The following is a 19,308-nucleotide window of genomic DNA, read 5'->3' as shown; positions in this document are numbered from 1 at the left end:
TCATTCCTACAAATCCGAATTTTCATTTTTCAACAGTTCCTTTAATTCAGCCAATTCCTTCTGGATTTCCTTCTCTAACTCTTCAATTCTTCCAAGAATAACATCCGAAGGATCATATTCGATTGGTTTATACTCGATTTCCTTATATTTATTAATCGACAAATCATAAGCTTTGTCTTTAATCTCATCAAATGGCACAAAAAAGCTTTGTTCTGTACGTTTTCTTTCTTCTTCTGCTTCTCTATGATTAAATCTCTCAATAATATCCGGAATATCATTTTCTTTCACTGGCTGACGTTTATCATCCAAACTCAATCCATCTGCTTTCATGTCATAAAACCAAACCTTGTCTGTTCCTCCAGCTCCAGTCTTTGTAAAAACTAATATAGCTGTTGAAACTCCTGCATATGGTTTAAACACACCCGATGGCATTGAAATAACTGCTTCCAGCTTATTCTTTTCTACAATCTCCTGACGAATCTTCTTATGTGCTTTACTACTTCCAAACAATACACCATCTGGAACAATAACAGCTGCTCTTCCTCCAGGTTTTAAAATTCGTAGAAATAACGCTAAAAACAATAATTCTGTTTTCTTTGTTTTACATACTTTTAACAAATCTGCTGATACTGCTTCATAATCTAGACTTCCTTTAAATGGTGGATTCGCAAGTACAAGCGTATATTTTTCATAATCTTTATTTTGTTCAGATAAACTATCTCTATATTCAATATTGGGATTATCAACTCCATGAAGCAACATATTCATAGCACCGATCCGGAGCATTGTCCGATCCATATCAAATCCATAAAACATATGATTATGAAAATGTTCTTGTGCTTTCGCATCAAAAAACATCTTCGGTTCATTTTTTCTTAAATATTCCTGTGCCGCAATCAAAAAACCTGCAGATCCCATGGCAGGATCAATAATAATATCATCGGAAGCTGGCTTTGTAAGTGCAACCATCATATTAATGATATGTCTAGGCGTCCGGAACTGACCATTTTTTCCTGCCGTTGCTACCTTTGATAATAAATATTCATAAAGATCTCCTTTACTATCTGCAACATCTAACTCTAACTGATCAATTCCATCTACAATTTTTGTCAACATTGCTGCCGTTGGAATTTTAAAAATAGCATCTCCCATATATTTGGCATATGCAGAATCGCCATCTTGATGAAGTCCCTTTATAAATGGGAACACTTCATTTAAAACCAGCTGATACATTTCTTCTGCTTCTAAGTTCTTGAATTTACTCCATCGTAAATTCTGTTTATCTATTGGAAACATTCCCTCAAATGAAAGTCCTAAAAAAATTGCATCATTTTCTTTTGCAGACTCTACATCATCTAATTGTTTTATAAAAAGTAAATATGTGAACTGTTCAATTACTTCCAATGGATTCGTAATTCCACCTGTCCAAAAAATTTCCCAAATACGATCCACTTTATTCCTTAAATCGCCTGTAATCATAATTATTTCCTTTCCATTATAATTATTTAAATTATAACAGATATTTATAAACATAAGTAGAACAAATTCGGATTTGTAGGAATGAATAGATGAGAGTATTATTAGAGGATGTTTGTGAACGTGATTCATCAAACTTAAAACAATCGGATGTTATTAATTGTACTGGTAATTATCCTATATACGGGGCAGGTGGTTATATCGGAAATGTTGATTTTTATCATCAAGAGAAGGCGTATGTTGCAGTTGTCAAAGATGGTGCAGGTATTGGGCGCACAATTCTGCTTCCAGCGAAATCTTCTGTAATCGGAACAATGCAATATCTATTACCAAAAGAAAATGTATTACCTGAGTATTTGTGCTACGTAGTCCGACATATGCATTTGGAAAAATACTTTACAGGAGCAACAATTCCACATATATATTTTAAAGATTATAAAAAAGAAGAGTTTAATCTTTCGCCAATGAATGAACAGAAAGAAATTGTAAAGGTGCTTGGATTAGCGGAAAATATAATTGAATCAAGGAAGCACGAACTACAAAAATTGGACGACCTTATCAAAGCCCGATTTGTTGAGATGTTTGGAGATCCAGTTGCAAATCCTATGAGATGGCCGGTAAAAAAACTTAAAGAGTTAGTTGTTCAAGTCAATAGTGGTAATACCCCCAAAGGTGGTTCAGAGGTTTATGTTGATGAAGGTATAACATTCTTCAGAAGTCAGAATGTCTGGAAGGATAGACTGGAAATGAATGACATTGCCTATATTGATGAAGAAACACATGCCAGTATGCGACGAAGTAGTCTAAAGCATGGTGATATCCTAATGACTAAAACAGGTCGAATTAATACGGAAAATAGTTCACTTGGTAGAGCTGCACTGTATTTGGGTGAGGATGATGCAGCCAATGTCAATGGGCATGTGTATTTTATAAGACTTAAACCAAGTGTGAACAATCGCTTTATTCTTAGAATCCTTGTTTCAAATGAATATCGAGACTTAATTAGAAATGTATGTGTTGGTGGAATTGATAAGCGACAGCTCAATAAGGATCATATCGAGGAGTTTCCAATTATTTGTCCGCCTGATGAATTAGTAGATGAGTATATTGCACTTGTAGAACAAGTCAACAAATATAAATTTGCCTCTTTTCTTCCCAATCCGTCGATTTCTCAACAAACCTACATATTTTAGTAAAAATTCCCCAGAAATTGAAGTTTTAGATAAGCAACACCATAAGGCAGACACCGGAATGTTCCACTATTTTCAGGATCAGGGCAATAGTGGAACTCTCCGGATTACCAATAAAGATACCTTTTCTCCCTACCCTTCAATAATTTTTGCAGCACTGCTGGTTCCAATTCTGGTTGCCCCAGCTTGGATCATTGCTACGGCTGTTTCGTAATCTCTGATTCCACCTGAGGCCTTCACTCCCATATCCGGACCGACCGTTTCTCTCATTAGTTTAATATCCTCTATTGTTGCACCTCCAGTAGAAAATCCTGTAGATGTTTTTACAAAATCTGCCCCAGCTTCTTGGGCAAGCATACATACTTTTCTTTTTTCCTCATCAGATAAAAGACAAGTTTCGATAATGACTTTTACCAAAGCCTTTTTCTTTGCTGCACAAACAACTTGAGAAATATCTTTTTTCACATAGTCCCAGTTTCCTGCCTTTGCCGCACCTACATGAATGACCATATCCACTTCCTCTGCCCCTTTTTCGATTGCATCCATGGTTTCAGCCACTTTTGTTTCCGTCGTACATGCACCCAGAGGGAATCCGATCACACAGCATGTTTTTACCTTTGATCCTTGTAATTCACCAGCTACAAAGGAAACATAAGATGTGTTGACACAGACAGAGGCTGTCTGATATTTCATTGCTTCCTTACAAACACTTCTCACCTGTTCCGGTGTTGCATCCGCTTTTAATAACGTATCGTCCAAATATTTTGCAATGGTTGTTTTATTCATGATTAATTTCTCCTTTTTCATTATTTTAATTCATTCATTCCATTTGGAAAGAACATGATTTTATTATATACAAGCTTTTTTTCATCAATCTGACGAAAAATATCCGGACATTCTTCTAAACCTAATCTATGGGAAATAAGAAGATCTGGATCAAATTTTTTCTCGTCCATTCGTTTGGCTGCTTCTGTCCATTCTTTTCCAGGATATGGTGCAGAAAAAGAATTCCAGCTTCCAATAATACTTAATTGATATCTTTCAATCTGATCCACTGCCTTTTCGGATAAATGCAGAGGTGCATGGGAAATACCAAGATAAACAACCCTTCCCATTCTTCCCGTACTTAAAATTGCCTGATGCTGGCAGATGGGAGCTCCTGACATTTCCAAGGAAAGCGTAACTCCTCTATGATCCGTATCATCTAAAATTTTTTTAACAGGATCTTCTTTTAAAGAATTTACTGTCATCGTAGCCCCACAAGCTTTCGCTGTTTCCAATTTCCCATCGTCGATGTCTACGGCCACGATCTTTTTACATCCAAGGACTTTTGCATACTGGATGGCGAATAGGCCAATGGCACCAAGGCCAAATACACACACAGTATCATTGCCATTTCCGTTTGCTCTTAGATAAGCATGAATCGCATTTGCGGCAGGATCGATGGTTGCTCCCCATGCATATGGAGTATCTTTACCAATTGGAAGAAGGCATGTTTCTTTCACCGCAAGATATTGGGCAAAGGCACCATCGTTACGGGAACCATAATATTGATAGTCTTCACAAAGAGAATAAATGCCTTTTTTACACCACTCACATTCAAAACAAGGAATCATGGGAGCTGCACTGGCTTTATCCCCTATTTCCCAGTTCTTAACCTTCCTTCCTGTCCCTACCACTTTCCCTGCAAATTCATGCCCCGGAATGATCGGCAATGTATGAGGACCTGATTTTAAGATACGAGGGATATCCGATCCACAGATACCAACTGCCTTGATCTCTAATAAAACCTCATCCTCCTTCGGTTCTGGTGTCGCTACTTCCACATAATTTAATTCTTTGATTGCTGTCATTTGAATCGCTTTCATAAAAATCCTCCCATTATGAACATTTGATAATTTACTATTATCATTTGATACTTATATTATATTTCATTTGCTACTTTCTGTCCATAGTAATATAATAAGATGTTAGGGTCAAAAGTCTTTGCCCCCTGATACCTACGGATTTCTCCGCGTTTCACGCTCACGAAATCCTAAAAACATTCGAAATCCGCTCATTTTTCTACGAAAAATGGCTACTTTCTCATGTTTTGCGGGTCCCAAAGTCATGCTTTTTCATGCAAGCATGAACAACATGACCTTTTGACCCTGGTATCATAATAAATATCATATAATAGTATCAAATGTAACTAAACTGGAGTATATTATGAACAAAACAAAAAAAGATAGACAGAAACGTTCTCTCTTAGTGCAAGTAGCACGTTTATATTATGAACAAAATTACAATCAAAATGAAATTGCAAAAATTGTGAACCTTTCTCGTCCTTATATATCAAAATTATTGTTAGAGGCGAAAGAAACTGGAATTGTGCAAATAACCATTAAAGATGATGTGGATACAGAGAGTAAAAAAGAAAAACAGATACGGGAATTTTTTAACCTGAATAAGGTCATCATTGCACCAAAATCTGACTCTCAATTACCGCTTACACTCGTCGGAGAAGCTACGGCATTATATTTAGAGAGTATTCTCTGCGATGGAGATATCATCGGTTATTCCTGGGGTGAAACGATCTATGAATGTGCGAAAGCACTTTCCGTTCAGGAAGCATTAAAAAACATTGTAACCGTACAGCTCTGTGGCGGCGTAAGCAACACAAATAAAAATGTATATGTTTCTGAAATTTCAACAGAATTTTCTCACAAGTTGAATAGCACTGGATATTTACTGCCATTTCCTGCAATCGTTGATTCGTTTCACATAAAAGATACTCTGTATCATGAACGTTCCATGCAGGATGTACTATCTTATGCTTCCAAAGCAAATATCTGCATTATCACTATGGGAAAATTTGACACGCAGTGTGCCATGGCAAGAGTTGGCTACCTATCAGAAAGTGAAGTGAAGCAATTGACCACTCAGGGGGTTGTTGGGGATATTTGTACGCATCTCATTGATAAGGAGGGAAATCTATGCGTTCCCCAGATGGATGCCAGAACAGTAGCTGTTCCTTTGAAAACACTAAAAAATATAGACACTCGCATCGGAGTAGCGGTGGGAGAAGATAAAGTATATAGCATTCTCGGGGCATTGAGAGGAAATCTCGTTAATATTTTAGTGACAGATGAAGCAACCGCAGATTTATTATGTGAAATCTGTCCTGAAATTCTTCTCTAATCCGTACTCACGCCCTATTTATTCGCAACGAGAATCTTACAAAAATACTCCGTATTTTTGTACTCGCGGCAGTCGCCGCTTTTTTTGATCCGTGCCCATTGACTTCGTCAATGAACTCACGCCCTATTTATTCGCAACGAGAATCTTACAAAAATACTCCGTATTTTTGTACTCGCGGCAGTCGCCGCTTTTTTTGATCCGTGCCCATTGACTTCGTCAATGAACTCACGCCCTATTTATTCGCAACGAGAATCTTACAAAAATACTCCGTATTTTTGTACTCGCGGCAGTCGCCGCTTTTTTTGATCCGTGCCCATTGACTTCGTCAATGTACTCACGCCCTATTTATTCGCAACGAGAATCCTACAAAAATACTTCGTATTTTTGTACTCGCGGCAGTCGCCGCTTTTTTTGCAATAAAAAGCCACAAGAACATTTCTGCTCTTGTGGCTTTCTTTGCAAAATGAATCTTCTCGTTGCTTACGCGTTTATTCTACAATTGTTGTGAATTTTTCCCAAGGGATGTTTACTTCTGCACCGTTGTTGATGATGTCATCTACATGCATTAATAGTGGGAAATCGTCGATGGATACGATTCCTCTTTCTGCTAATTTACGAACGGCTCTTGCTGTACGTGTAGCGATTACGATAGACTCTAATGTTACACCAGCTAATTCTTCCATAGCCTGATCAAAAGATAATCCACGTCCTAATAAGGTACCGATCTTACGTGTTCTTCCTCCAAATACGGTTACGTAAAGGTCTCCGCCACCGTGAATGATGTTTTCTGGGCCACCACCGATCAAGTCTAATAATTTGATCATTTCTTTTAAGCCCTGTCCAAATAAAGCTGCCTGGGAGTTGTAATGAACAGCTCCAATTTTTCCATCACGTTTTTCAGCTAAACCTACTGCTAAGGATACACCTAAAGCATAAGCGTTTTTCATAGCTACTGCACATTCAACACCTACAACATCGGTAGATAAGCTGATGTGATAGTAATCTGTTGCTAAAGCAGCTTTGAATTTCTTTAATGTTTCCATGTTTTTACCACAAAATGCTACGTGGCTGTCATCATGGTCTGCTAATTCGTAGCTTGTACATGGTCCACCAATTGCGTTTAAATCGATGTTCTTACCTTCTGGCTGTCTTTGAGCAAAGATCGTTGGGTAAGGAACTAAAGTACCATCTTCTAAATCTACCATACCTTTTGTTACTGTTAACAGAGGTACTCCGTCTGGAATCACTGGTAAGATTTCATCGCAGAACCAGTCAAGACCAAAACTACTTACTCCACCAAGAATTAAGTCTGCTCCTTCTAAAGCTTCTCCTAATTCTTCAATCTGATAATATTTGATCCCATCATGTAAGGTTCTTTTTAATGTGATGTGATAGTTATCTTTTCTTAATCCATCGATGATATCTCTATCCAATGGAGATCCTACTAAACGAACTTCATGTCCATTTTCAAATGCTGGGAATGTGATTGCAGAGTTCATCTGACCTGCACAAATAAATGTAATTACGCTCATGCTATTATCCTCCTAATTTTCATACATGTTTCATCAATTTTAATTTTAAGGATGACCAGGCCCGCTTATAGCCCGGCCATCATATATGTGGGCACATTTATGTTGAACACCAACGTGTTCTAAGTGGGATAAATCCCTTATGAATTAATCAATATCCTTTGCTGCTACGATATCAACGCCAAGTCCGCAAACGTCTTTGATGATTACATCGCCAACTTTTACTGGAGCCTGTGCATCAACTTTATCTAATTCCGCCATAACATCAAAGATCTTTCCTTTTGGAAAATCTGCACTTGTCTTAACTGGTACTCTTCTCGCTGTTTTTCCGTTAATGCGGACAGTAGAAGTAATAGTACGAGTTGGATTTACCAGTTCTTTTTCACCGTAAGCAGCTCCACGAGGGCAGCCATTACCGGTTACTTTATATCCATTTTCTTCATCAACTTTTAAATGACAACCTTTTGGGCATACGATACAAATCAGTTCTGTCATTGTTTTCACCTTTCCTTTCTAACTAAGCTTCGATAGAGATTGTAATTTCATTGTTTTCAACTTTATCAAGGAATGCTTTTGGAATTACGATCTTTTCCATTTCGGCTGGTACCATATGTTCTCTCTTGAATGTAGATAATACAGTGTCTCCAGACATTACCTTGATTGCTGAAGTTCCGAATACGTTAGTTGGACGGAAGAATACTTCAACTAATTTGTCTACGTTTGCAGGACGGATCTTCTGTGGTACGATGGCATTTGCACAGTTTCCTGCTTTTACATTGATGGTTCCTTCTGCACTTGGTTCCCCATTCTTTACATATTCTGCAGCACTCTTACCAGCTTTTGCACTTTCTGCAGATACAAAGTCTACTAAGTCATGTACGTGAAGTACGTTACCACTTGCGAAAATACCTTCAATAGAAGTTTCCATGTTTTCATATACAACAGGTCCGCTTGTTCTTGGGTCCATTTCCAGTCCAACACCTCTGGATAATTCGTTTTCAGGAATTAATCCAACAGATAATAATACGGTATCAACGTCGAATTTGATTTCTGTTCCAGGAATTGGCTGCTTTGTATCGTCATTTACTTTCTGGATTGTAACTTCTTCTACTCTTTCCTTACCTTTGATGTTTGTAATGGTATGAGATAAGTATAATGGAATATTGTAGTCATTTAAGCACTGTACGATATTACGGTTTAATCCGTTAGAATATGGACATAATTCTACACAGGCAACAACTTCTGCACCCTCTAAGCTCATACGACGGGCCATGATCAATCCGATGTCACCAGAACCTAAGATCAATACTTTCTTACCTACCATGTAGCCCTCGATATTTACATATCTCTGTGCAGCACCTGCAGAGAAGACACCTGCTGGTCTGTCACCAGGAACAGCGATCGCACCTCTTGTTCTTTCACGACATCCCATACCTAAAATGATGGATTTGCCGGCAATCTGCATATATCCCTGTTCTTTGTTCATTGCATGAACGGTTTTATCTTCTGTAATATCCAATACCATAGTATTTAACATTACTTCAATTCCTGTTCCTGGAAGCATCTTAATATATCTGTCTGCATATTCAGGACCTGTTAATTCTTCTTTAAACGTATGAAGGCCGAATCCATTATGGATACACTGATTTAAAATACCGCCTAATTCAGCATCACGTTCGATTACTAAAATTTTCTCTGCACCATTTTTCTTAGCTTCGATGGCAGCTGCTAAACCTGCAGGGCCTCCACCTACTACGATTACATCATATAACATTATTTAGCCCCTCCTTCTTTGGTTTCACCTGTGATAATAACGGTTCCTACACGATCCTGATATACGTCTTCTAAAGGCATATTCAGTTCTCTTGCAATGATTTCCTGTACTCTTGGTCCACAGAATCCACCCTGGCAGCGTCCCATACCAGCATTACATCTTCTCTTAATTCCATCGATAGAAGTTGGAACGATCGGTCTATGTAATGCATCAACGATTTCACCTTCTGTTACCGTTTCACAACGACAGATGATTTTACCGTATAATGGATTTTCTTTGATCAATGCTGCACGTTCTTCGTGGCTCATATGTTTAAATCTATTTACTTTTCTTGTATCTACTACATTTTCTTTTTCTACTAATTCTAATCCAGATTCTCCAAGCATTTTTACAAGGTCTACGGCGATTGCTGGAGCAGATGTTAATCCAGGAGAAGCCATACCAGAAATATTGAAGAAACCTTTCTGTTCTTTATCTTCGAAAATGAAGAAATCATGTACTGCAGTTCTTGCACGAACACCCGCGAAGTTACGGATAGATTCTCTGTAGTTGATAGTTGGAACAGATTTTAATGCTGTTGTACGAACGAAGTTCAATCCCTCTGTAGTTGTTGATAAGTCATCTGCAGCAGATGGCTGAGAGTCTGGACCAACGATCAAGTTGCCATGCACAGTAGGAGAAACTAATACACCTTTTCCTTTTTCATTTGGACACTGGAAGATAACATGATTTACTAAGCTTCCCTGGCTCTTGTCTAATAAGTAATATTCACCTTTGTTTGGTAAGATGGTAAATGATTTTTTACATACATATTCATTTACTTTATCTGCATATACGCCAGCTGCGTTGCAGATGTATTTTGCTTCTACATTGCCTGCAGGAGTTTCCACGGTATAAACATCTCCAGCTTTTGTGATGTTGGTTACTTCTGCATTCAGCATGAATTCTACTCCATTGGTAGCTGCTGTTTCAGCTAAAGCAATGGCTAATTCCCAAGGGCTTACGATTCCGGTTGTTGGGGAATATAAAGCTGCTACTACTTCATCGGAGATGTTTGGTTCTTCTTCTCTTACTTTTGCCTGGTCCCAAACTTCAAGTCCTGGAACGCCATTGGCAATTCCTCTTTCTTTTAATGCTTCTACGTGTTTTACTTCTTCTTCGCTGAATGCACAAACCAAAGCACCAATCTGTTTATATGGAACATCTAATTTTCCACATAATTCTTTGATTCTTTCATTACCAGCTACGTTGTATTTTGCCATTAATGTACCTGTTTCAGGGTCATATCCACCATGAACAATGGCACTGTTTGCTTTTGTTGTTCCTACAGATACATCATTTTCTTTCTCGATTACAATCGCTTTTACGTTGTATTTTCCTAATTCATATGCTAAAGAACATCCTGTGATCCCAGCACCGATAATCGCTACATCATACACGATCAAATACCTCCTATTTTACAAATCTTTCAACTTTTTCTGCAATTCCTTTTGCATCCAGACCAAATTCTGCAATCAAGTCTAATGCAGGTCCAGAATGTCCGAATACGTCATTTACCCCTACCTTAAGTACTGGTGTTGGGCATTTTTCACTTAATACATCACAGACTGCACTTCCAAGTCCACCGATGACAGAATGTTCTTCTACGGTTACCACTTTTCCGGTCTCTTTTGCTGCTGCGATGACTAATTCTTCATCCAATGGCTTGATGGTTGCCATGTTGATGACTTTTGCGCTGATCCCTTTTTCTGCAAGCATCTTTGCCGCTTCCATGGAATTTCCTACCATCAGTCCAGTTGCGATGATCGTCACATCGGTTCCTTCTGTTACTACCTGTCCTTTTCCGATCTCAAATTTGTATGTTTCTTCATCGAAAATGACTGGTGCTGCCAGTCTTCCAAATCTTAAGTATACTGGTCCGTCATATTCATAAGCAGCTCTGACTGCCGCTTTTGCTTCTACATCATCTGCAGGGCTGATGACTACCATTCCTGGAATAGTCCTCATAAGTGCGATGTCTTCGTTACACTGATGAGTAGCACCATCTTCTCCTACAGAGATACCTGCATGGGTTGCTCCGATCTTTACGTTCAGATGAGGATATCCTACGGAGTTTCTTACCTGCTCAAAGGCTCTTCCTGCTGCGAACATGGCAAAGGAGCTTACGAATGGCACCATGCCTGCTGCTGCAAGTCCTGCACCGATCCCTACCATATTGGCTTCTGCGATACCACAGTCGATGTGGCGGTCTGGAAATGCCTTCTTAAAGGTTCCTGTCTTTGTTGCTGCTGCAAGGTCTGCATCCAGCACTACCAGATTCTCATGTTCTTTTCCTAATTCTACTAATGCATTACCATAACTTTCTCTGGTTGCGATTTTCTTTACGTCTGCCATCTCTGATCCTCCTACTGTTCTAAGTCTTTCATTGCAACTTCAAACTGTTCGTCGTTCGGAGCGCTTCCATGCCAGGATGCCTGGTTTTCCATGAAGCTTACGCCTTTTCCTTTTACAGTCTTAGCGATGATTGCAGTTGGTTTTCCTTTACATTCCTTTGCTTTTGCGAATGCATCTGCGATCTGGTCAAAATCATGTCCGTCAATCTCGATCACATGAAAGTTAAATGCTGCAAACTTCTCAGGGATTGGATATGGAGAACATACATCTGCAATATTTCCATCGATCTGTAATCCGTTGTTGTCAACGATGACTACCAGGTTATCCAGATTCTTATGTCCAGCCATCATAGCTGCTTCCCATACCTGTCCTTCCTGGATCTCGCCATCTCCCAATAATGTGTATACACGGTAATCTTTGCCCTGAAGCTTAGCGGCAAGTGCCATTCCTACTGCAGTAGAGATGCCCTGTCCCAAAGATCCGCTGGACATATCCACACCTGGGATCTTCTTCATATCTGGATGTCCCTGAAGGTAAGAATCGATCTTACGTAATGTGATCAGATCTTCTTTTGGGAAAAATCCTCTTTCTGCCAGTGTAGAATAATAAGCAGGTGCTACATGTCCTTTAGACAATACAAAACGGTCTCTTTCTGGATTCTTAGGATCTGCAGGATCTACATTCATCTCTTCAAAATAAAGATAAGTAAAGATATCTGCTGCTGATAAAGATCCACCTGGATGACCGGATTTTGCACTGTGTACTGCTCTGATAATGCTTTTTCTAATTTCGTTTGCTGTTACCTTTAAATCTGTCATAACAAACTCCTCTTCTTCTTACTACAAATTTACGAAACTCCTAATCGCTAAATATATTGTAACCAATCCATCGGTCATCTTCCTAATTTCATCCTTTCTACTACCTGCCAGTCCCGTTTTTCCCATAAACGAAGGCTGACTGCCGCTGGAAGTGACTTCTGAATTTCATTACAAAAATGTTCCTTCTGGTAATAAATCTCCTCCTTTTTGTTCTATTTTTTATGTCTGAATTTCTTGTCTGATATCCTCTGGTAACTCTATATAACCATAAATTTTTTCATTTGTCAACACCTCAAAAACCGCATAAATAAGCCATTTTTAATACTTTTCATTAATTAATTTTTAATTATTAATACCAGTGGTTACTACCACTTTTTTGTCAACTATTAATTTATTTTTCCAATCAATTGTTTTTTCTCCATTTTAACTCATTTTTACTCTTTACCAGTTGAATTTTGAATTAATAATCTGTATAATATTATTAATTATTTTTTGAAAAATTAATAAATAATATTTGAAAATTAATCAAAAATTTTTTTCAAAAAAATGCTAACTATTATTTAGGAGGATAAAAAAATGGCAGCAAAACGTCGAGTAACTACAAAAATGATTGCAGAATATATAGGTATGTCTCAATCGACTGTATCCATGATCCTAAGTAATAAACCTCATGTTTCTTTTTCACAGGAAACCCGTGATAAAGTATTAAAAGCAGCGGAAGAACTTGGCTATGAAAAAAAACACAAAGCACCAATCTTAAAGGATCAATTACTAAATGATACTCTTATGGTCATTTGTCCCATTTTATCCAACTGTTATTACACCATGATGATTCATTCCATTGCCGAACGGGCACAGGAATATGGATATGCTACCTTTGTAGCACCTACCATGCGTGATGCTTCTATTGAAGAACATTATCTGAAGATGTTTTCTCATCTAAACATCTGCGGCGTGATCTACTTATACCCACCAGCTATGGTTCAGGAGGCCAATAAGCTTTCTTCCATCGTCCCGATTGTATCCATTGGTGATAAGGCTCCCGATTCCAGCTTCGATTCTGTAGAATTAGACAGCAAAAAACCAGGATATCTGATTGGAGAACATCTGATTTCCCTTGGCCACACCCATGTGACCTATGTGTCTACACCAATCAACGAAAAAGAAATCGGCCGGATGTATCGCTTGGAAGGAATTCAGAAGGCATTTCGCAAACACGGATATCCAATAGAACATGTAGAAGTAGTATCTCCTGATTTTGCTACTTATTCCGGCTATCCGGCCAATACATCCGAATTCAGCAATGGCTATGATCTAACCGTAAAGGTTTTGGATAATCACACCAAATCCACTGCTTTTATTGGGAATAATGATATGACCGCATTTGGCATTATGAGTGCTCTGTCCGACAGAGGATATCGTATCCCGCAGGACTATTCTGTCTGTGGCTTCGATAATATCAATTTATCCTCAATGCCTCAGATTTCCTTAACTACCATTGAACACGCTTCTGAATTAAAAGGTCGTGAAGCCGTAGACATCATTTATCGAAAAAATATGACCAAAAAGAAAACCGGTGGTTCCAAATATAATTACATCATGCGTCTGGAATATGAACCAGAGCTAATCATTCGAAACAGTTCCGGCAAATGTCGAAAGAAATCATAAATTTATGGAGGATTATTGATAATGAATACTTATGAATTAATTGCCCTTGATATGGATGGCACTCTTTTGACCGATCAAAAAAATATATCTGAAAAGACGAAACGGTGGATAGACAAAGCAGTCGAACAAGGAAAGCATGTGGTCCTTTCCACTGGACGTTCTCTAGATGAATTAAAGGATAATGAAACCGATCTTATGTCTATTCGCTATTATATATGTGAAAGCGGAGCCCTGATCTATGACTGCAAAGAGGATAAGATCTTACATGTAGAGCAAATCCCTGAAACATATGTAAAACAGATTATGGATATTGTAAAAGAAGAAGATGTCATGATCTATTATGATAACAATGGAAGAAGCATCTCGGAACAGGAGAAGATCAATCATATGGATCACTATCATATGGGACAGTATCAAGATATGCTAAAACGCTGCATCGTTACTGTTGATCATATCATTGATCACTACAATGCACATCCATGTGGGGTGGAAAAATTAAATCTGTTCTCTGCATCCGAAAAAATTCGCGAAAGACTGTACCAACGTCTAAAGAAATTTCCGCTGCCAATGGTATATGCGGAAGAAACTTCTCTGGAGATTTCTCCCCAGAATGTATCAAAAGCCACTGGCCTTCAAAAACTCTGTGAACACTTAGGACTTTCCATTGAGCAAACCATCGCCGTAGGTGATTCTGACAACGATCTGGAAATTCTAAAGGCAGCTGGGTTGTCCGTTGCTATGGAGAATGGCAAAGCACATATTAAGGAAATCTGTGATGTAATCGTTGCAGATAATAACCATGACGGATGTGCAGAGGCCATTGAAAAGTTTTTATTATAAATATTGTATTTTATAAAGCAAAAAGGAAGAATCTCATATTACTGAAATCCTTCCTTTTCTCTGACCCCTACGGGATTCGAACCCGTGATACCGCCGTGAGAGGGCGATGTCTTAACCACTTGACCAAGGGGCCTTACGAATTTCTATTATACTACTGATTTTAAAAAATTACAAGTATTTTTTTCGTACTATTCCAGCCTTTTTTACAACTATTTTCAAGTGCCTATAACAATCCTCCACCAAACATTCGTAAATCAAACTTTGACAGTAAAAATATGACCAGATGATAATCACTGATCCATCTGGCCATAAATATGTTCTGTCATATATTATTTATCTAATTCTGATGTACAATGAGGACATCTGACTGCTTCGATCGCAATTTCAGATTTACAATATGGACATACTTTTGTGGTAGGTTCTGCTGGTGCCTCTTCCTTAGGCAAACGAAGCTTATTAATGGCTTTTACAAGTAAAAATACTACAAAGGCCATGATAACAAAGTTAATGATATTGGAAATAAATGCACCGTATTTTAAAACGGCTGCTCCAGCTGCTTCCGCTGCAGCCAAAGTCTTGTAAGACCCTCCATCTAAAGTAATAAATAAAGATGAGAAATCAATCTTACCAATGACTAATCCAAGAATCGGATTAATGATATCATTAACAAGGGAACCTACAATCGTTGTAAATGCACCCCCTATAATCATACCAACAGCCAAGTCTAGCATATTACCACGAACTGCAAATTCTCTAAATTCACTTAAAAACTTTTTCATATATTCCTCTTTGCTCCTTTCTTTTTATATCAAGTATTATATCAGAACCAACAAATCAAGTCTACCAATGAAAATATAATAAAAAAAACGCTAAGAACCACATACCTGTAATTCCTAACGCTTCTACGAGTTGCGGGAGCCGGATTTGAACCAACGACCTTCGGGTTATGAGCCCGACGAGCTACCAGACTGCTCCATCCCGCGTTATTTAAAATAAAAAGCAAAAAAGGCGCCGACCAGATTTGAACTGGTGATGAAGGTGTTGCAGACCTCTGCCTTACCACTTGGCTACGGCGCCATGATGACTCCTACGGGAATCGAACCCGTGTTACCGCCGTGAAAGGGCGATGTCTTAACCGCTTGACCAAGGAGCCATATATTTCTATATAACAGAATAAGACTAAAAGCATCTTGCTTTTGGCCTTATCTTTAGGATGTACCCTAAAAACTACATACAGATATCTTCTTAACCTTCCATCTCTTCCTTATACGTTCAAACATCTCTACAGCCATTCTCTGGTTAAGACCTCGACCGATTAGTGACAGTCAGCTCCATGCATTGCTGCACTTCCACCCCTGCCCTATCTACCTCGTCGTCTTCAAGGGGTCTTACTTCCGAAGAATGGGAAATCTCATCTTGAGGGGGGCTTCACGCTTAGATGCCTTCAGCGTTTATCCCTTCCAGACTTGGCTACTCTGCTATGCCGTTGGCACGACAACAGATACACCAGCGGTCCGTCCATCCCGGTCCTCTCGTACTAAGGACAGCTCCTCTCAAATCTCCTGCGCCCACGCCGGATAGGGACCGAACTGTCTCACGACGTTCTGAACCCAGCTCGCGTACCGCTTTAATGGGCGAACAGCCCAACCCTTGGAACCTGCTACAGCTCCAGGATGCGATGAGCCGACATCGAGGTGCCAAACCACTCCGTCGATGTGAACTCTTGGGAGTGATAAGCCTGTTATCCCCAGGGTAGCTTTTATCCGTTGAGCGATGGCAATCCCACTTTATACCACCGGATCACTAAGTCCTACTTTCGTACCTGCTCCACCCGTCGGTGTCACAGTCAAGCTCCCTTCTGCCTTTGCACTCTGCGAATGGTTTCCGACCATTCTGAGGGAACCTTTGAGCGCCTCCGATACCCTTTCGGAGGCGACCGCCCCAGTCAAACTCCCCACCTGACATTGTCCCCCAGCCGGATCACGGCTGCTGGTTAGAAATCCAATACTGCAAGGGTGGTATCCCAACAGCGACTCCTCATGGACTGGCGTCCATGATTCCACGTCTCCCACCTATCCTGTACATGCAGTACCGAATCCCAGTATCAAGCTAGAGTAAAGCTCCATGGGGTCTTTCCGTCCTGGCGCGGGTAACCAGCATCTTCACTGGTATTTCAATTTCACCGGGTGTGTTGTTGAGACAGTGCCCAAATCATTACGCCTTTCGTGCGGGTCGGAACTTACCCGACAAGGAATTTCGCTACCTTAGGACCGTTATAGTTACGGCCGCCGTTTACTGGGGCTTAAGTTCAGACCTTCGATTGCTCTAAGCCCTCCCCTTAACCTTCCAGCACCGGGCAGGCGTCAGCCCATATACTTCACCTTGCGGTTTTGCATAGACCTGTGTTTTTGCTAAACAGTTGCTTGGGCCAATTCTCTGCGGCCTGCTCTCGCAGGCACCCCTTCTCCCGAAGTTACGGGGCCATTTTGCCGAGTTCCTTAACAACACTTCTCCCGTCGGCCTTAGGATTCTCTCCTCATCCACCTGTGTCGGTTTACGGTACGGGCACATGAAATACGATAGCGGCTTTTCTTGACAGCCAGGGGCAAGGGCTTCGCTACTTATGTTCGCTCCCCGTCACGTCTTCGGATCGCACCGCGGATTTGCCGGCGGTACTCCTACCTCGCTTGGACCGGACTTTCCATTCCCGGCTCCCTCTTCCTGTCTGTGTCCCCACAGTTCTGATTTCATGCGGTACAGGAATCTCAACCTGTTATCCATCGACTACGTCTTTCGACCTCGCCTTAGGCCCCGACTTACCCAGAGCAGATCAGCTTTACTCTGGAAACCTTAGATATTCGGCCAAGAAGATTCTCACTTCTTTCTCGCTACTCATTCCGGCATTCTCTCTTCTTAACCGTCCACTGCTCCTTCCGGTACAGCTTCCACCGTTTAAGAATGCTCCTCTACCAATCACTACGTGATTCCACGGCTTCGGTGTCGTGTTTCAGCCCCGGACATTTTCGGCGCAGGACCTCTCGACTAGTGAGCTATTACGCACTCTTTGAATGAATGGCTGCTTCTGAGCCAACATCCTAGTTGTCTTCGAAATCCCACATCCTTTTCCACTTAACACGCACTTTGGGACCTTAGCCGGTGGTCTGGGCTCTTTCCCTTTTGACCATCCAACTTATCTCGTATGGTCTGACTCCCATGAAACATCTGTCTGGCATTCGGAGTTTGATATGCTTTGGTAAGCTTTGACGCCCCCTAGGCAATTCAGTGCTCTACCTCCAGCAGACTATCATGAGGCTAGCCCTAAAGCTATTTCGAGGAGAACCAGCTATCTCCGGGTTCGATTGGAATTTCTCCGCTATCCACACCTCATCCCCACCCTTTTCAACGGATGTGGGTTCGGTCCTCCACTGCCTCTTACGGCAGCTTCAACCTGGACATGGATAGGTCACCCGGTTTCGGGTCTGCCCCTGCTGACTTTCGCCCTATTAAGACTTGGTTTCCCTTCGGCTCCGTGCCTCTGGCACTTAACCTTGCCAGCAGTGGCAACTCGCCGGACCGTTCTACAAAAAGTACGCGGTCCTACTTTAAAATAGTTCCACAGCTTGTAAACACAGGGTTTCAGGTTCTCTTTCACTCCCCTCCCGGGGTCCTTTTCACCTTTCCTTCACAGTACTATGCGCTATCGGTCACTAAGTAGTATTTAGCCTTACGGGGTGGTCCCCGCTCATTCCCACAAGGTTTCACGTGTCTCGTGGTACTCTGGATCCTGCTGGCTGGCTCCTGATTTCGGATACGGGGCTCTCACCCTCTCCGGCAGGCTTTTCCAAAACCTTTCTCCTATCTTCTGCCAATACCGTATGCAGTCCGAACCCCGGAATGCACGCATTCCGGTTTGGGCTCTTTCGCGTTCGCTCGCCGCTACTTACGAAATCGATGTTTCTTTCTCTTCCTCCGGCTACTTAGATGTTTCAGTTCACCGGGTTCCCCCTGCATGGCTATGGATTCACCATGCAGTGACCAGGGTCTTCCTGGCCGGGTCTCCCCATTCAGATATCTGCGGATCATGGGATATTTGCTCCTCCCCGCAGCTTTTCGCAGCTTATCACGTCTTTCATCGGCTCTTAGTGCCAAGGCATCCACCCTGCGCTCTTATTATCTTAACCTTCATCGTTGTGTAGCGTCACAACAATGGGCTGCGCGGATCTTTTCTAAGATCCTGGGATCACATGATCCCTGGTTTGTTTGATTAGATGTCTTGTTGTTAATATATGATCAATTGACCTATATTATCTCTTCGTTAATATATATCTATATGCAGTTTTCAAGGTACATGTCTTATTTCCTGCTGTTTGATCAGCAGCGGCATATAAGAACTCTTTCTTATATCCAGTTGATGATCAAAGATTTATGTAAATCCGGCA

General features: G+C 40.5%; 14 protein-coding genes, 4 tRNA genes and 2 rRNA genes (1 of these 20 only partly in view). 4 read left to right on the top strand and 16 right to left on the bottom strand.

Annotated elements, in window-relative coordinates; all coding sequences use genetic code 11:
- Positions 1 to 6 precede the first annotated feature (6 nt).
- On the bottom strand, positions 7 to 1,479 hold the full coding sequence (locus BHF69_RS13400; RefSeq protein ID WP_075672446.1) for a type I restriction-modification system subunit M: 1,473 nt from the start codon (positions 1,477 to 1,479) through the stop codon (positions 7 to 9).
- An 89-nt stretch (positions 1,480 to 1,568) separates the two neighbouring features.
- Between BHF69_RS13400 and BHF69_RS13395 the strand changes: the two genes are divergently transcribed.
- Positions 1,569 to 2,669: a restriction endonuclease subunit S gene (locus tag BHF69_RS13395; RefSeq protein ID WP_075672444.1), complete on the top strand. Its 1,101-nt coding sequence runs from the start codon at positions 1,569 to 1,571 to the stop codon at positions 2,667 to 2,669.
- Positions 2,670 to 2,798: 129 nt separating this feature from the next.
- On the opposite strand, the gene deoC is transcribed toward BHF69_RS13395, so the two are convergent.
- Both deoC and BHF69_RS13385 read right to left on the bottom strand, forming a co-directional pair.
- Positions 2,799 to 3,452, bottom strand: coding sequence for a deoxyribose-phosphate aldolase (gene deoC, locus BHF69_RS13390; RefSeq protein WP_075672442.1), 654 nt, complete (start codon positions 3,450 to 3,452; stop codon positions 2,799 to 2,801).
- 20 nt (positions 3,453 to 3,472) lie between these two features.
- Entirely contained in the window at positions 3,473 to 4,534 is a 1,062-nt protein-coding gene (locus BHF69_RS13385; protein ID WP_075672440.1) for a galactitol-1-phosphate 5-dehydrogenase, read from the bottom strand.
- 340 nt (positions 4,535 to 4,874) lie between these two features.
- Between BHF69_RS13385 and BHF69_RS13380 the strand changes: the two genes are divergently transcribed.
- On the top strand, positions 4,875 to 5,846 hold the full coding sequence (locus tag BHF69_RS13380; RefSeq protein WP_075672438.1) for a sugar-binding transcriptional regulator: 972 nt from the start codon (positions 4,875 to 4,877) through the stop codon (positions 5,844 to 5,846).
- Between the two features lie 488 nt (positions 5,847 to 6,334).
- Here BHF69_RS13380 and BHF69_RS13375 read toward each other — a convergent pair whose 3' ends face one another.
- From BHF69_RS13375 to BHF69_RS13350, 6 genes are all read right to left on the bottom strand, one after another.
- Positions 6,335 to 7,378, bottom strand: a complete 1,044-nt coding sequence (locus BHF69_RS13375; protein WP_075672437.1) for a glycerol-3-phosphate dehydrogenase — start codon at positions 7,376 to 7,378, stop codon at positions 6,335 to 6,337.
- A gap of 144 nt (positions 7,379 to 7,522) precedes the next feature.
- Entirely contained in the window at positions 7,523 to 7,870 is a 348-nt protein-coding gene (locus BHF69_RS13370) for a DUF1667 domain-containing protein (protein WP_075672436.1), read from the bottom strand.
- A 22-nt stretch (positions 7,871 to 7,892) separates the two neighbouring features.
- On the bottom strand, positions 7,893 to 9,149 hold the full coding sequence (locus tag BHF69_RS13365; protein ID WP_075672435.1) for an NAD(P)/FAD-dependent oxidoreductase: 1,257 nt from the start codon (positions 9,147 to 9,149) through the stop codon (positions 7,893 to 7,895).
- Complete coding sequence (locus tag BHF69_RS13360; protein ID WP_075672434.1) at positions 9,149 to 10,588, bottom strand: NAD(P)/FAD-dependent oxidoreductase; 1,440 nt, start codon at positions 10,586 to 10,588, stop codon at positions 9,149 to 9,151. The genes BHF69_RS13365 and BHF69_RS13360 overlap by 1 nt, the downstream gene beginning before the upstream one ends.
- A 13-nt stretch (positions 10,589 to 10,601) precedes the next feature.
- Positions 10,602 to 11,543, bottom strand: a complete 942-nt coding sequence (locus BHF69_RS13355; protein WP_075672433.1) for a transketolase family protein — start codon at positions 11,541 to 11,543, stop codon at positions 10,602 to 10,604.
- Positions 11,544 to 11,554: 11 nt separating this feature from the next.
- A complete protein-coding gene (locus BHF69_RS13350; RefSeq protein ID WP_075672432.1) occupies positions 11,555 to 12,361 on the bottom strand; it encodes a transketolase in 807 nt (268 codons plus the stop codon).
- A gap of 576 nt (positions 12,362 to 12,937) precedes the next feature.
- Here BHF69_RS13350 and BHF69_RS13345 point away from each other — a divergent pair.
- Both BHF69_RS13345 and BHF69_RS13340 read left to right on the top strand, forming a co-directional pair.
- Positions 12,938 to 14,029: a LacI family DNA-binding transcriptional regulator gene (locus BHF69_RS13345; protein WP_075672431.1), complete on the top strand. Its 1,092-nt coding sequence runs from the start codon at positions 12,938 to 12,940 to the stop codon at positions 14,027 to 14,029.
- A gap of 21 nt (positions 14,030 to 14,050) precedes the next feature.
- Positions 14,051 to 14,869 (top strand): Cof-type HAD-IIB family hydrolase, encoded by an 819-nt coding sequence (locus BHF69_RS13340; protein WP_075672430.1) that lies wholly within the window; start codon positions 14,051 to 14,053, stop codon positions 14,867 to 14,869.
- Between the two features lie 61 nt (positions 14,870 to 14,930).
- Here the strand turns inward: BHF69_RS13340 and BHF69_RS13335 are convergent.
- The 7 genes from BHF69_RS13335 to rrf all read right to left on the bottom strand — a co-directional run.
- Positions 14,931 to 15,002 (bottom strand) — tRNA-Glu (locus tag BHF69_RS13335).
- A gap of 196 nt (positions 15,003 to 15,198) precedes the next feature.
- Positions 15,199 to 15,648, bottom strand: a complete 450-nt coding sequence (gene mscL / locus BHF69_RS13330) for a large conductance mechanosensitive channel protein MscL (RefSeq protein WP_075672428.1) — start codon at positions 15,646 to 15,648, stop codon at positions 15,199 to 15,201.
- A 130-nt stretch (positions 15,649 to 15,778) separates the two neighbouring features.
- Positions 15,779 to 15,852, bottom strand: a tRNA-Met gene (locus BHF69_RS13325).
- 23 nt (positions 15,853 to 15,875) lie between these two features.
- Positions 15,876 to 15,946 (bottom strand) — tRNA-Cys (locus tag BHF69_RS13320).
- Positions 15,947 to 15,950: 4 nt separating this feature from the next.
- Positions 15,951 to 16,022, bottom strand: a tRNA-Glu gene (locus BHF69_RS13315).
- 142 nt (positions 16,023 to 16,164) lie between these two features.
- Positions 16,165 to 19,050 (bottom strand): 23S ribosomal RNA (locus BHF69_RS13310).
- A 250-nt stretch (positions 19,051 to 19,300) separates the two neighbouring features.
- A 5S ribosomal RNA gene (rrf, locus tag BHF69_RS13305) occupies positions 19,301 to 19,308 on the bottom strand (it continues 110 nt past the right edge of the window).

It is taken from the genome of Anaerostipes sp. 992a, assembly GCF_001940245.1.
Lineage (GTDB): Bacteria > Bacillota > Clostridia > Lachnospirales > Lachnospiraceae > Fimousia.
This window is presented reverse-complemented; position numbering and strand designations above follow the sequence as displayed.

Excerpts from the sequence above, each read along its gene's own strand:
- BHF69_RS13400 (WP_075672446.1), bottom strand. The coding sequence starts at position 1,479 with ATGATTACAGGCGATTTAAGGAATAAAGTGGATCGTATTTGGGAAATT.
- BHF69_RS13395 (WP_075672444.1), top strand. The coding sequence starts at position 1,569 with ATGAGAGTATTATTAGAGGATGTTTGTGAACGTGATTCATCAAACTTA.
- deoC (WP_075672442.1), bottom strand. The coding sequence starts at position 3,452 with ATGAATAAAACAACCATTGCAAAATATTTGGACGATACGTTATTAAAA.
- BHF69_RS13385 (WP_075672440.1), bottom strand. The coding sequence starts at position 4,534 with ATGAAAGCGATTCAAATGACAGCAATCAAAGAATTAAATTATGTGGAA.
- BHF69_RS13380 (WP_075672438.1), top strand. The coding sequence starts at position 4,875 with ATGAACAAAACAAAAAAAGATAGACAGAAACGTTCTCTCTTAGTGCAA.
- BHF69_RS13375 (WP_075672437.1), bottom strand. The coding sequence starts at position 7,378 with ATGAGCGTAATTACATTTATTTGTGCAGGTCAGATGAACTCTGCAATC.
- BHF69_RS13370 (WP_075672436.1), bottom strand. The coding sequence starts at position 7,870 with ATGACAGAACTGATTTGTATCGTATGCCCAAAAGGTTGTCATTTAAAA.
- BHF69_RS13365 (WP_075672435.1), bottom strand. The coding sequence starts at position 9,149 with ATGTTATATGATGTAATCGTAGTAGGTGGAGGCCCTGCAGGTTTAGCA.
- BHF69_RS13355 (WP_075672433.1), bottom strand. The coding sequence starts at position 11,543 with ATGGCAGACGTAAAGAAAATCGCAACCAGAGAAAGTTATGGTAATGCA.
- BHF69_RS13350 (WP_075672432.1), bottom strand. The coding sequence starts at position 12,361 with ATGACAGATTTAAAGGTAACAGCAAACGAAATTAGAAAAAGCATTATC.
- BHF69_RS13345 (WP_075672431.1), top strand. The coding sequence starts at position 12,938 with ATGGCAGCAAAACGTCGAGTAACTACAAAAATGATTGCAGAATATATA.
- BHF69_RS13340 (WP_075672430.1), top strand. The coding sequence starts at position 14,051 with ATGAATACTTATGAATTAATTGCCCTTGATATGGATGGCACTCTTTTG.
- mscL (WP_075672428.1), bottom strand. The coding sequence starts at position 15,648 with ATGAAAAAGTTTTTAAGTGAATTTAGAGAATTTGCAGTTCGTGGTAAT.